Source organism: Schaalia sp. ZJ405 (assembly GCF_011038885.2).
GTDB lineage: Bacteria > Actinomycetota > Actinomycetes > Actinomycetales > Actinomycetaceae > Pauljensenia.
In genome coordinates this window covers 1,906,667-1,921,565 of record NZ_CP064952.1, presented here as the reverse complement: position 1 = coordinate 1,921,565, position 14,899 = coordinate 1,906,667, and the positions used below count along the sequence as shown (strand labels likewise).

Genomic DNA, 14,899 nt, shown 5'->3' with positions numbered 1-14,899 from the left:
GAGGTCAGTGAAACCTAACACAAAAGACATATGGTATTGATGCGGTCGCAGAGTATGCCTAAGATGGCTAGTTGCGCCTTATTGTGTCCGAGGTGCACCGTACCCACCCGCAACAACAGGCGCTAAGCGGGGGAGGCCGGTAGCAGTTAATGGGCCGTGGGCGTAAGCGCAAGAACCTTGCAGGGAAGGATCCCCTTTGGCTGCCAGTAGCACTGCCAACCAGCCCAGGAACCGTATCTCATTCGCTAAGCTCCGCGAACCGCTTCAGGCTCCAAACCTTTTGGGCCTTCAGATTGAGAGCTTCGATTGGCTGCTGGGCAACGACGCGTGGAAAGCACGAGTCGAAGCCGCGAAAGCTCAGGGACGCACTGACGTTCCCGACGTCTCCGGTCTGGAAGAGATTTTCGATGAGATCTCGCCGATTAAGGATGTCGCAGAGACGATGTCGCTGTCGTTCCGCGACCACCGCCTCGAAAAGCCGAAGTATTCGATTGATGAAGCGAAGGCGAAGGATTACACGTACTCAGCTCCGATGTACGTGACCGCCGAGTTCCTCAACGAGTCCTCCGGAGAAATCAAGTCGCAGACCGTCTTCATGGGTGACTTCCCCCTGATGACCCCGCGCGGAACATTCATCATCAACGGCACCGAACGTGTTGTTGTTTCTCAGCTTGTCCGCTCTCCGGGCGTGTACTTCGAGCGTGTATCTGACCGTTCCTCCGACAAGGACGTGTTCGGCGCGAAGATCATTCCGTCTCGTGGCGCGTGGCTGGAGTTCGAGATCGATAAGCGTGACGCCGTGGGCGTGCGTATTGACCGCAAGCGTAAGCAGTCGGTCACGCACTTCCTCAAGGCCATTGGCATGTCCGAGGCCGAGATCCGCGAATCTTTCGCCGACTACCCGGTTGTGCTTGAAACTCTGGAGAAAGACACAGTCCAGACCCAGGAAGAGGCGCTGCTCGACATCTACCGCAAGCTTCGCCCAGGTGAACCTGCGAACGTTGACGCCGCTCAGACGCTGCTCAACAACTTCTATTTCGAGTCGAAGCGCTACGACCTGGCGAAGGTTGGTCGTTACAAGATCAACAAGAAGCTGGCTCTTGACGCGGAACCGACTGCGTCAACCCTGTCCCTCGAAGACATCGTTGCAACAGTGAAGTACCTTGCGGCCCTTCATCAGGGAGAAAAGACCTTCGCTGGCGTGCGTCATGGCGAAAACGTTGAGGTCCGCGTCGAATCTGACGATATCGACCACTTCGGTAACCGCCGTATCCGCGCGGTTGGCGAGTTGATTCAGGCACAGGTCCGCACCGGTCTGGCTCGTATGGAACGCACGGTTCGCGAACGCATGGGCACGCAGCAGGCGGAGTCGATCACCCCGCAGTCGCTGATTAACGTCCGTCCCGTTGTGGCCGCGATCAAGGAGTTCTTCGGAACATCCCAGCTGTCGCAGTTCATGGACCAGAACAACCCGCTGGCTGGCCTCACACACAAGCGTCGTCTCTCGGCGCTGGGCCCCGGCGGTCTGTCCCGTGACCGCGCAGGCATGGAGGTCCGTGACGTTCACCCGTCGCACTACGGACGTATGTGCCCGATTGAATCCCCTGAAGGCCCGAACATTGGTCTGATTGGTTCGCTGGCCACCTTCGCACGCATTAACCCCTTCGGTTTTGTTGAGACGCCGTACCGTACCGTTGAAAACGGGCGCGTCACGGACGAGGTTGCCTACCTCACCGCCGACGACGAGATCGCTCACTTCATCGCGCAGGCATCCTCTCCTCTCAACGAGGACGGAACCTTCGCTGAAGATCACGTCCTGTGCCGTGTGGCCGGCGAAGACCCGATGCTCATTGCGCGCGACCGCGTGGACTACATGGACGTGTCTGCACGTCAGATGGTGTCCGTTGCCGCGGCGTTCATTCCTTTCCTTGAGCACGACGACGCAAACCGCGCTCTCATGGGCGCGAACATGCAGCGTCAGGCCGTTCCGCTGCTGACAACGCAGGCGCCGCTCGTTGGCACCGGCATGGAACGTCGCGCCGCGGAGGACTCCGGTGAAATGGTGCTCGCCGCTCACGCGGGTGTCGTTTCCGAGGTGAGCGCCGACCTCGTCATCGTGTCAACTGACGAGGGCGGACGCGATACCTACAAGCTGGAGAAGTTCGAGCGTTCCAACCCGGGTAACTGCACGAACCAGCGTGTCATCGTCAACGAAGGCGATCGTGTTGAGGTTGGAACCGTCCTCGCCGATGGTCCTGCCACGGACAATGGCGAAGTCGCCCTCGGGAAGAACCTCCTCGTTGCCTACATGTCGTGGGAGGGCCTCAACTACGAGGACGCGATCATCCTGTCGCGTCGCGTGGTCGAGGAAGACATCCTCACCTCGATCCACATCGAGGAATACGAGGTCGATGCCCGCGAAACCAAACTTGGTGAAGAGGAAATCACCCGTGACATTCCGAACGTCTCGGAGGAATCCCTTGCTGACCTTGACGAACGCGGCATCATCCGCATCGGCGCTGAGGTCACAGCCGGAGACATCCTCGTGGGTAAGGTCACGCCCAAGGGCGAGACCGAACTGACGTCGGAGGAACGTCTTCTGCGTGCGATCTTCGGTGAGAAGGCCCGCGAGGTACGTGACACGTCCCTGCGTGTTCCTCACGGTGAAGAAGGCATCGTCATCGGCGTGCGCGAGTTCAATGACGAGGAAGACGAGCTCAATCCCGGTGTCCGCCAGACCGTTCGCGTCTACGTCGCTCAGCGACGCAAGATCACCATTGGTGACAAGATGGCGGGCCGTCACGGAAACAAGGGTGTTGTCTCGAAGATCCTTCCCGTTGAAGACATGCCCTTCCTTGAAGATGGAACTCCGGTTGATATCATCCTCAACCCGCTGGGTGTTCCCGGCCGTATGAACGTCGGCCAGGTGCTTGAGTATCACCTCGGGTGGCTCGCCCACCAGGGATGGGACGCAACCAAGGCCGTGGAAGCGGGAGAATCGTGGACCCGTCACCTGCCGGCTGACGGCGTTGTTGCGGATCCTGAGTCGCTTGTTGCCACGCCCGTTTTCGACGGTCTTGAGGCCGAAGAGCTTCAGGGCCTGCTGCGTCACGTCAACCCGGACCGTGATGGTCGTCAGTTGACGAACGAGGAAGGTAAGGCGCGTCTGTTTGACGGGCGTTCCGGTGAACCCTTCCCGTATCCGATCGCCGTGGGTTACACGTACATGCTCAAACTCCACCACCTGGTGGACGACAAGATTCACGCACGTTCCACCGGCCCGTACTCGATGATTACGCAGCAGCCGCTGGGTGGTAAAGCCCAGTTCGGTGGCCAGCGTTTCGGTGAGATGGAGGTGTGGGCCCTCGAAGCCTATGGCGCGGCCTACGCTTTGCAGGAACTGCTGACTATCAAGTCCGACGACACGACCGGCCGCGTCAAGGTATACGAGGCGATCGTCAAGGGCGAGGACATTCCCGAGCCCGGTATTCCCGAGTCCTTCCGAGTGCTCATTCAGGAAATGCGCTCGCTGTGTCTGAACGTCGAGGCTCTCGACGCAGCCGGCAACGCCATTGACCTGCGTGATCAGGATGAGGACTTCAATGCACGTGAGGATCTCGGCATCACTCTTGATGCCCGTCCGAATGCTGCCGCGACTATCGACGCGATCTGATTAGGGAGAAAAGACTTTGCTGGACGCCAAGACGTTCGACAGCTTGAAAATCACCCTGGCTACGGGCGAGGACATTGCCTCGTGGTCCCACGGTGAAGTCAAGAAGCCAGAAACCATTAACTACCGCACGCTCAAGCCCGAGCGCGACGGTCTATTCGGCGAGCAGATCTTCGGCCCCACGCGCGACTGGGAGTGCGCGTGCGGCAAGTACAAGAGGGTTCGTTACAAGGGCATCATCTGTGAGAAGTGTGGTGTTGAGGTCACGCGGTCCAAGGTGCGTCGTGAACGCATGGGACATATTGACCTTGCCGCCCCCGTCACGCACATTTGGTATTTCAAGGGTGTGCCGTCCCGCCTCGGGTACGTGCTCAACCTCGCGCCGAAGGACCTGGAGAAGGTCATCTACTTCGCCGCGTACATGATTACCGAGGTCGATGACAAGGGCCGCCAGGAAGACCTCATGGATCTTCGCAACGAACTTGAAGTTCGCCAGTCGCAGCTGGAAAACCAGCGTGACGTTGCGATCAACGAGTTCGCAGAAGACCTGGAGAAGAGGCTGGCCCAGATGGAGCAGGAAGGCTCCACAGCGGCTGAGCGTGAACGCGCCCGCAAGAACGGCGAGCGTGACATGCAGAAGATCCGCAAGCGCTTCGATGACGACATCAAGTTCATGGAAGATGTATGGGATCGATTCAAGAACCTCAAAGTTGGTGACCTTGAGGGCGATGAACGACTCTACCGTGCGATGGTGGCAAACTACGGCACCTATTTCAAGGGTGACATGGGCGCTGCCGCAATTCAGAAGCGCTTGGAGACTTTCGACTTGCAGAGCGAAGTTGAGGCTCTGCGTCAGACGATCGCTAACGACTCGGGTCCACGTAAGGCCCGCGCGATCAAGCGCCTGAAAGTCATCAACGCCTTTGTTCACACCGGGAACTCCCCGGCGTCGATGGTGCTGACGAATATCCCGGTTATTCCGCCAGATCTTCGTCCGATGGTCCAGCTGGACGGCGGTCGCTTCGCTACCTCCGACCTGAATGACCTGTACCGTCGAGTGATTAACCGCAACACCCGCCTCAAGCGCCTGCTTGAGCTGGGCGCACCGGAGATCATCGTCAACAACGAGAAGCGCATGCTTCAGGAATCCGTGGATGCTCTCTTCGACAACGGTCGTCGTGGACGTCCCGTTGCCGGACCGGGTAACCGTCCCCTGAAGTCGATTTCGGACATGCTCAAGGGCAAGCAGGGGCGTTTCCGTCAGAACCTCCTGGGTAAGCGCGTTGACTACTCCGGTCGTTCCGTTATCGTCGTTGGCCCTCAGCTCAAACTCCATCAGTGTGGTCTGCCCAAGCAGATGGCCCTTGAGCTGTTCAAGCCGTTCGTCATGAAGCGCCTCGTTGAGAAGAACTACGCGCAGAACGTCAAGGCAGCTAAGCGCAAGGTTGAGCGTCAGCGCCCCGAGGTGTGGGACGTCCTCGACGATGTCATCCGCGAGCACCCGGTGCTGCTTAACCGCGCACCCACGCTGCACCGCCTGGGTATTCAGGCCTTCGAGCCTCAGCTCATTGAGGGCAAGGCGATCCAGCTGCACCCGCTGGCCTGTGGCGCGTTCAACGCTGACTTCGATGGCGACCAGATGGCCGTTCACCTTCCGCTTGGCGCGGAAGCGCAGGCTGAGGCCCGTATCCTCATGCTGTCGACGAACAACATCCTCAAGCCGTCCGACGGTCGCCCCGTGGCGATGCCGTCGCAGGACATGATCATTGGCCTGTTCCACCTGACGTCGACCCCGGATCCGTCCGTCGCGGTCGCCACAGATGAGCAGGGCAATGCGATTGTTCCGGAGTTCTCCTCCGCGGCTGAGGCCCGCATGGCCTTCGACAAGGGCGACTTGGACCTCAATGCAACGGCTCGGATTCGTTTCACCGACATCGTGCCGCCCACGAATTGGCAGGCCCCGGAAGGATGGTCCGAGGGTGACGACATCGTCCTCGAAACATCTCTGGGACGCGCCATTTTCAACGAGCAGCTTCCCGTTGATTTCCCGTTTGTTAACGAGGTTGTGGGCAAGAAGCAGCTGGGAGCGATCGTCAACGCCCTGACGCAGCGCTACCCGAACGTTCTTGTTGCCGAGTCCCTTGACGCGCTGAAGTCCGCGGGCTTCTACTGGTCAACGTGGTCAGGCATCACCATTGCGTTCTCTGACATTGAGCAGTCGCCGCGTAAGGAAGAGATCCTCGCGCGTTACGAGGTGAAAGCCGCTGAGATTCAGGAGCAGTTCGAGACGGGTATCATCCTTGAGGAAACCCGTTACGAAGAGCTGGTCAAGCTGTGGCTTGAATGCACCGAAGAAGTTGCGAACGACATGCGGTCCAACTTCACCGAGCGCAACACCGTCTACCGCATGGTGTCCTCGGGTGCTCGTGGTAACTGGTCGCAGGTTCAGCAGATCGCCGGTATGCGTGGTCTGGTGTCTGACCCGAAGCAGAAGCTCATTGAGCGTCCGATCAAGGCGAACTACCGCGAGGGCCTGACGGTTCTTGAATACTTCATTGCGACGCACGGCGCTCGTAAGGGTCTGGCTGATACGGCTTTGCGTACCGCGGAGTCGGGCTACCTCACCCGTCGTCTGGTTGACGTTTCACAGGATGTCATCGTCCGCGAGGCCGACTGTGGAACCCGTCAGGGTGTGAAGATCCAGATCGCCGAGAAGAACGAGTTCGGCGAGTGGGAAGCGTTGGAGACCATCGACACGACTGCCTACGCGCGTAACCTCGCACGTGATGCGGTGAACGAGGACGGAGAGGTCGTCATGACGGCGGGCTCCGACCTCGGAGATGAGCAGCTTGAGCAGCTGGTCAAAGCCGGTGTTGGTGAGATCACCGTGCGTTCGGTCCTCACCTGTGAGTCCCAGGTGGGCACATGTGCTGCCTGCTATGGCCGCTCCCTGGCGACCGGCAAGCAGGTTGACATTGGCGAGGCCGTCGGCATTATCGCCGCTCAGTCGATTGGCGAGCCCGGCACGCAGCTGACGATGCGGACCTTCCACACCGGTGGTGCTGCCTCGGCAGCTGACATCACGCAGGGTCTGCCGCGTGTGCAGGAACTCTTCGAGGCGCGTTCGCCCAAGACCGAAGCGAAGATGAACGAGGCCGCCGGCCGCGTCCACATCGACGATGAGGATCCTGCGGCGCGTCGCGTTGTCATCACCCGTGATGACGGCAAGGAAGACCTGGTCATCGAGGTGTCGCGTCGTCAGAAGCTTCTCGTGTCCGAGGGCGAGCACATCGACGCGGGCACTCCGCTGACTGAGGGCCAGCTTGATCCGAAGGAAATCCTGCGGATCATGGGTCGTAACGTCGCTCAGAAGCAGCTGGTGGATGAGGTGCAGAAGGTCTACCGCGACCAGGGCGTCGGTATTCACTCCAAGCACATCGAGGTTATTGTTCGCCAGATGCTGCGTCGCGTGACGATCCTCGAACCGGGTGACACCACGTTCATGCCGGGTGAGCTTGTTGACCGCATGGCGTACCTGACGCAGAACCGTAAGGTTGCCGCCGAGGGCGGACAGCCGGCCTCGGGTCGTCAGATGCTCATGGGTATCACGAAGGCGTCGCTTGCAACGGACTCGTGGCTGTCGGCTGCATCCTTCCAGGAGACAACGAAGGTTCTGACCGAGGCCGCGATGAACGGTAAGTCTGATTCGCTCGTTGGGCTCAAGGAGAACGTCATTCTCGGTAAGCTCATCCCGGCTGGTACGGGTCTGCTGCGTTACAATCAGGTTGTCGTTGAGCCGACACCTGAGGCGCTGGCGAACTCGAACTACTCCGAGATCGACTTCCAGGACGGCGAGGTGTCGGAGGACTTCCTCGACGCCCTCGGCTCCATCGACTTCGGGATGACCTTCCACGAGTAAGCGTCCACTGAACGCATCAGCAAGCTGAATGCTCAGCCTGCTGAAGACGTCATCGGGTGCGCGTGCTGCACAAGGCAGCACGCGCACCCTTTTGTTATGTCCCGGTAGACCGGAGAGCATGTCGTTTCCCGTATCTTGAATGGGTTGGCAGCACGATGTGTGGGGTCACGAGCGCCGAAGCGATGTGAGTGTGCAGTTTACGTACGGGAAAGGACAGAACACCGAAAACGCGTCCATGTCTGAATGATGCGGTGTTGGGATAGCACGTGAGATACCTCAGCAGCTGAGAACGCCGATGTTCCTGAATGAGGGGAGCGGCGTAACGAAGCGCCGAGGTAAATCACCGCATGTCCCATCGACGCGACTCAAGGAAAGGTGAGCCAGAATGCTCGCGATCAACTGGGAGGACGTCATTCGACTGCTGGATTCGCTCAAGACCCAGCTCGTTGTTATCGGCATCGTCCTCGCCCTCGCTATCATCATCACCATCGCTGTCTTCAAGATGAAGACCCGCACACGTAAATTCGTCCGTTCGACAACATGGATCGCCGCACTCCTTGCCGTCATCGTTGCTGTGATGACCATGCTCTATGGCGGGTTGAAGACCCCTCTTGATCTCGCATCCGGCAGTGGAGCGCTCACGCAGGAAACAATGGATGAGGTCAAGAGCCTCAACGAAGCGATGTCCGACGAAGGAATGGTTCTCCTCAAGAATCAGAACGGCACTCTTCCCCTGAGTAAAGGCAGTGCACTCAACACCTTTGGATGGGCATCGACTAACCCCGTGTACGGTGGTACGGGATCCGGTTCAATGCGCACTGATGTCCAGCTTGCATCACTGCTCACTGGCCTGGAAAATGCGGGATTCAGCGTGAACAACGACCTGGTGAACTTCTACACCGACTACGCGGCGGAGCGGCCGGTCGCCGGAATGTTCTCGGATACGGATATCTCTCTTCCCGAGCCCCCTGCCGATTCCTACACCGATGAACTCCTGAACTCGGTCCGTGATTTTTCAGATACCGCTATTGTGACGATTTCTCGCAGCGGCGGCGAAGGCTATGACTTCCCCTCGGATATGAACGCGACTGTTGCCGCGAAGAATCAATACCAATACAAAGAGAACTCCAAGGACTACAAGGACTTCGCCGATGGCCAGGGCTATCTGTCTCTCACTCAGTCTGAGAAGGACATGATTGAGGTTGCGAAAGCCAACTCTGACAAGGTCGTTGTCCTCTACAACGGTGGAAACGTTTTTGAGCTTGACGAACTAGCGAAAGATCCCGAGATTGATGCGATCCTTTGGACGGTCTTGCCCGGTCAGGTCGGTTTCAACTCGTTGGGACGGATCCTCAACGGTGATGTCAACCCCTCTGCGAAGACTCCAGATACCTTTGTGAAGGACCTGAATAACACGCCAACATCGAAGAATTTTGGCGTGTTCACATACACGAACATGGATGAGCACGTCTACGAGATGCAGTGGTCTGGGGATACCTACCATCCGACCTTCTCGAACTACGTTGAAGGTATCTATGTGGGCTACCGCTTCTGGGAGACAGCTGCCGAAGAGGGCCTCATCAATTACGACGAATGGGTGACGTACCCCTTTGGTTACGGTTTGTCCTACACGACGTTCCAGCAGACGATGTCTGCTCCCGTCCTCGATCCTGCCACGGGTGAAATCACCGTCGACGTCACCGTGACGAACACGGGAAGCGCTGCCGGTAAAGATGTTGTCCAGCTCTACTCGAACCCGCCTTACACCAACGGTGGGATTGAAAAGGCTTCAGCGAACCTTGTCGCCTACGACAAGACTCAGATTCTTGACCCCGGAGCTTCGCAGACGCTGACGCTGACACTTAACCGCGAGGATCTGGCCTCGTATGACTACGCAAATGCCAAAGCCTATGTGCTGGAGGCCGGAGACTACGGCCTTTCGATTCGGGCAAACTCTCACGAGATTCTCCAGGAACAGACACTCAACATTCCTGCAACGATCACATACTCCGCACAGACAACGCACAACGGGGATAAGACAGCAGCAACGAACCGTTTCGACTATGCGCGAGGCGACTTCACCCTGCTGTCGCGTGCTGATGGCTTCGCCAACTTTGACGAGGCAACGGCAGCTCCGACGAACTTTGAGCTGTCCGATGAGCGTAAAGCGCAGTTTGTGGATAACACGAACTACGATCCCGCAGAACATAACGATGAGGCTGACGAAATGCCGACAACCGGAGCCAAGAATGGCATCGAGCTTGCCGACATGTACGGATTGGACTATGACGATCCCAAGTGGGAGCAGCTGCTTGACCAGTTGAGTGTTAACGACATGGATCAACTCATCGCTAACGGTGGATATCAAACCCCCGCGGTCTCGTCCATTGCAAAGGTTCAGAACGTTGACGTTGATGGTCCCGCGGCTCTGAATAATAACTTCACTGGGGTCGGGTCTATCGGTATGGCCGCCAGTGTCTCCCTTGCAGCGAGCTTCAACACGGATCTGGCTACCCAGTATGGTGAGATGATCGCGAAGATGGGCAAGGAGATGCAAGTTTCGGGTTGGTATGCACCAGCCGTCAATACGCATCGCTCCGCCTATGCGGGACGTAACTTCGAGTACTACTCGGAGGATCCTTTCCTCACCGGAGAGACCGCGGCGCATCAGGCTGCTGCGGTTCAGGCCGAGGGCATTTACGTGTTCATGAAACACTTTGCTCTCAATGATCAGGAAACGTACCGCATGTCGAAGCTGACGACGTGGGCGGATGAGCAGACGATGCGTGAAATCTACCTCAAGCCCTTTGAGTCCCTGGTGAAAGATGGCGGAGCAACCGCTGTCATGAGTGCCTATAACTTCATCGGACCGGTCTACGCGGGCGCAACGCCGGGGCTTCTTCAGGGAGTTCTGCGTGATGAGTGGGGATTCCAAGGCATGGTTCTCACGGACTACTTCGCTGACTTCGGATATCAGAATGCCGATCAGATCATCCGTGCTGGTGGCGACACAATGCTCGCTTCGTTGAACCTTGATTCCAACCACGTTCACGACCGTAGTGCGACATCGGTGATCGCCATGCGCACAGCCGCACACAATATCCTCTACACAACGGCGAACTCATGGATCTACGCCGACGGGACACCCGCTTCACCGATGCTCCCGTGGGAGTGGATCGCGTGGGGTGTGGCTCTTCTTCTGACAGCCGGCGCCGTTGTGCTCTTCGTCGTTGCCTTGCGTCGTTTCATCGCGCGGGGCAGAGACGAGGTTACGGTGACGGTGGAGCCTACTGACACTGCGACGGGGGAGACTCCTTCAGATTCCGATGAGGATGCTTCACATCCGACGTCCATCACTGAATGAACGTGTCACGAGGAGACATCCTCACCGCGTCAACACAAACGATGGCGTCGCTGAATGACCCGAGTGAAACCGGGGACGGATACTCGGAGCTTTAGCGGATCGGCATGACGTCGTACGGGGTGGGCTCGAACATTTCAGAGTTCGAGCCCACCCCCGATGCGTCCTCGTTAATGATCACTAAGAAAACCTATGTTTTCGTTGCTTAAGGTGAGGCACAGGAGTAGCTGTGCGTGGCAGACTGTGCCCCCGAAAATGCAGATTATTGAGCTCTGTAGGAATCCGATCCGACGATGGGTTGAATACCAGTGGAACTCACTCGGTTTCACACAAGGTTCACAGTCGATCCACAGTCGAGGATGACAGCGCGAGCGGAAGCAAACGCATGTGTGAAATCAAGGGAATTTCATCCGTGATCTGAGCGAGAAATCCCTATGTTTCTCGGCCCCAGGACATGGCCATCCACACCGTATCGGTGCCCCGACCTGAGAGGTATTTCCACATGCTCTCCATCAACTGGGATGACGTTGCAAAGCTCGTCGAATCGATCAAGTTCCAGCTGATCGCCATTGGCGTGATCCTCCTTGTGGCGCTCCTTGTCACGATCGCGGTCAGGAAACTGTCCGTACCCAAGCGCAAACTCACTCGCGCAACCACGTGGGTTGCCGCACTCGTCGCCGTCGCAGTTGCCTTTGTCTCTATGCTCTACGGCGGCTTTAAGACTGTTCTTGACCTAGCTTCCGGCTCGGGCGTACTGACGGACGAAACGAAAGCCAGTGTTGAAAAGCTCGGCAACGAAATATCTGATGAAGGCATGGTTCTGCTGAAGAACTCAGAGGACACCCTGCCGCTTGCTGCGGACTCGAAGGTCAACGTCTGGGGATGGGCCTCAACGAACCCGATTTACGGTGGAACTGGCTCAGGCTCTCTTAACCCTGACAATCCGACGACCTCGCTGATTGACGGCCTGCACAATGCCGGTTTTCAGACTAATGATGAACTGACGAAGTTCTACATGGACTTCCGGGAAGACCGCCCCGAAATCGGGATGTTCCAGGCTGACTGGTCCCTGCCTGAGCCCACGAAAGACATGTATTCCGATTCGTTGATTTCCAACGTCACGTCATACTCTGACACGGCGATTGTCACGATCGCGCGCTCCGGTGGTGAAGGCTTCGACTTGCCGCAGGATGTGAACAAGGAAGTGAAGGAGAATGGCGCATTCTCCTACACGAATAACTCCAAGGAATACGCGGACTTTGAGGATGGTCAGGGCTACCTTGAGCTGACCCGCCCTGAAAAGGACATGATTGAGCTAGCGAAGTCGGCCTCTGACAAGGTCGTCGTCGTGGTCAATGCTGCGAACGCCTTCCAGCTCGGCGAGCTCAATGACGATCCGGAGATTGATGCGATTGTCTGGGCGATCCCCGGCGGACAAGTCGGTTTCAACGCTCTTGGGCGCATTCTTGATGGTGAGGTCAACCCGTCGGCGAAGACTCCGGATACTTTCGCGCGCACGATCAAGAACTCGCCTGCGGCGAAGAACTTCGGCAACTTCGGTTACACGAACATGAAGGAATACGGTCAGGATGACCCGTTCTCCGACAACACGACCTACCCCTCGTTTGTCAACTACGTTGAGGGAATCTACGTGGGCTACCGCTGGTATGAGACCGCTGCTGAGGAAGGCGTCATCAACTATGACGACGAGGTGGTCTACCCCTTTGGTTACGGCTTGAGCTACACGACATTCGAGCAGAAGATGGGGAACATCACCCGCGCCGATGGAAAGATTTCTTTTGACGTCACCGTGACGAACACTGGTGATGTCGCAGGAAAGGACGTTGTTCAGGCGTATTACTCAGCCCCATACACAAATGGCGGTATTGAAAAGGCATCCGTCAACCTCGCTGACTATGCCAAGACATCTCTCCTGGAACCCGGTGCCTCCGAGACGGTGACGATCTCCTTTAACGAGGACGAGATGGCCTCCTACGATTCGGTCAATGCCAAGGCATATGTGCTTGAGGCCGGTGACTACACGGTGTCGATTCGTGAAAATTCACATACGGAAATTGATTCGTCTGTTGTCACTGTCGACGAAACCGTCGTCTACAACTCCGAGGACATGTCCCATGCGGGTGACCGTGTTCCCGCGACGAACCAGTTTGATCAGGCAGCCGGCGACGTCACCTACCTGTCACGCGCCAATGGTTTTGCCAACCGTGATCAGGCGACCGCTGCTCCGACGAACTTTGAGATGTCGAAAGCTCACCAGGACGCATTCGTTGCGAACTCCAACTACAAGGCGGAGAAATTCAACGATGAGGCCGATGAGATGCCGACGACCGGAGCGAAGAACGGTCTCGTCCTCGGTGACATGTACGGATTGGACTACGACGATCCCAAGTGGGAGCAACTGCTTGACCAGCTGAGCGTTGACGACATGGATTCACTGGTCGCCAACGGCGGCTATGGCTCCGTCGCAGTGAAGTCCGTGGGGAAGGTTCGCGTCTCCGATGTCGACGGTCCGGCCTCGCTCAACAACAACTTCACCGGCGTGGGATCCATCGGTCTGCCTGCCGCTGTGTCTGTTGCTGCGACCTTTAACAAGGAGATCGCGAAGGACTTCGGTGAGGCCATTGGCACGATGGCTCACGACATGGATGTTGCCGGATGGTACGCCCCCGCAACGAACACGCATCGCTACGCATACGCAGGCCGTAACTTCGAGTATTTCTCCGAGGATCCGATGCTTGCCGGTACACAGGTTGCTCAAGAAATCCAAGGTGCAGCTGAGCACGGCGTCTACGCGTTCGTTAAGCACTTCGCGCTCAACGATCAGGAGACGAACCGTACGCACATGCTTGCGACCTGGGCAAATGAGCAGTCGATTCGTGAAATCTACCTGCGTCCTTTCGAGATTGGCATCAAGGAGGGTGGCGCCCACGGCGTCATGACCGCGTTCAACTACATCGGCACGGTGTACGCCGGTGCTCTCCCCGAGCTTCAGCAGAATGTTCTGCGAGGTGAGTGGGGCTTCCAAGGGATGACGCTGACGGACTACTTCGCCGGTTACGGCTACCAGAACATGGATCAGCTGACCCGTAACGGTGGCGACATGGCCCTGGCAACCCTGGACCTGGGAGTTAACCACGTCAAGGACCGCAGTGCGACCGGTGTGAAGGCTCTGCGCACTTCCGCTCACAACATCCTCTACACGGTGGCGAACTCATGGATCTACGAGGATGGGCAGCCGAAGGTTGAGCGTGCGGCCTGGGAGTACATCGCCTGGGGTGGTCTTGCGCTCATCGTCCTCGTTGCTCTCGGGCTTGAGGTCCTCGCGATCAAGCGTTACCGGATTCGTCGAGCTGAGTCCACGGTTTCCGTGGAGCCGGCAGCGGATCCCGAAGAATCGGGTTTGGCTGATTCCTCGTCACGCGTCGAGGAATAAACCTCCGAGAATGCCGCTCGTGACCTGTTCACGCATGACGTGATCGGTGCGGTGATTCCATGCCGGCGGGCAAGCGCAGAAGCTGCGGCTTCCGTGTTTGCCCGCCGGCTCTTTATTTGCTTATCTGAGGGGAACCGGCGGACCGGTCAGCGGAACAGACCGGGGGAGAGGCGCCTCGTCCTCGTTCATTAGAATTGACGAGGACGAGCGGTGTTTGCTGAATCTGGGGAAGGAAATGCGCTGCAACTCACGTCGTAGGCTTTTGACCGCCCCAATGCTCACCGCGTAACCTGGAGGACGGTTCCCGTGACAAGCGGGATCTTCAACGTCGGCTCACATGCTGACGGCCGATTGAGCGACTGCTGAACATTCACCAGATCGTTATCGGTAGCGGACTCCTTCCGTCGGAGTTCCGGGCGTGATTCTCTGGCCACTTCGGTGGCTATCATGACGCACCGGCCCCTGATGGACCGCAGTGTGTCCGCGGGGGATCCA

At 57.8% G+C, this 14,899-nt stretch carries 4 protein-coding genes; all 4 read left to right on the top strand.

Annotated features, from left to right (window positions below):
• Nucleotides 1-196 precede the first annotated feature (196 nt).
• The 4 genes from rpoB (at nt 197) to G7Y41_RS08105 (ending at nt 14,404) form a co-directional block, all read left to right on the top strand.
• Nucleotides 197-3,673, top strand: a complete 3,477-nt coding sequence (rpoB, locus tag G7Y41_RS08120; RefSeq protein ID WP_165216476.1) for a DNA-directed RNA polymerase subunit beta — start codon at nt 197-199, stop codon at nt 3,671-3,673.
• A 16-nt stretch (nt 3,674-3,689) separates the two neighbouring features.
• Nucleotides 3,690-7,589, top strand: a complete 3,900-nt coding sequence (locus G7Y41_RS08115) for a DNA-directed RNA polymerase subunit beta' (protein ID WP_165216475.1) — start codon at nt 3,690-3,692, stop codon at nt 7,587-7,589.
• A gap of 385 nt (nt 7,590-7,974) precedes the next feature.
• Nucleotides 7,975-10,953 (top strand): glycoside hydrolase family 3 C-terminal domain-containing protein, encoded by a 2,979-nt coding sequence (locus G7Y41_RS08110; RefSeq protein WP_165316054.1) that lies wholly within the window; start codon nt 7,975-7,977, stop codon nt 10,951-10,953.
• Between the two features lie 499 nt (nt 10,954-11,452).
• The gene (locus G7Y41_RS08105) at nt 11,453-14,404 is read left to right on the top strand and encodes a glycoside hydrolase family 3 C-terminal domain-containing protein (RefSeq protein WP_165316055.1); all 2,952 of its coding nucleotides are present in this window, start codon (nt 11,453-11,455) and stop codon (nt 14,402-14,404) included.
• Nucleotides 14,405-14,899 lie beyond the last annotated feature (495 nt).

Coding starts and splice junctions, on each gene's coding strand:
- G7Y41_RS08105 (WP_165316055.1), top strand. CDS start 11,453: ATGCTCTCCATCAACTGGGATGACGTTGCAAAGCTCGTCGAATCGATC.
- G7Y41_RS08110 (WP_165316054.1), top strand. CDS start 7,975: ATGCTCGCGATCAACTGGGAGGACGTCATTCGACTGCTGGATTCGCTC.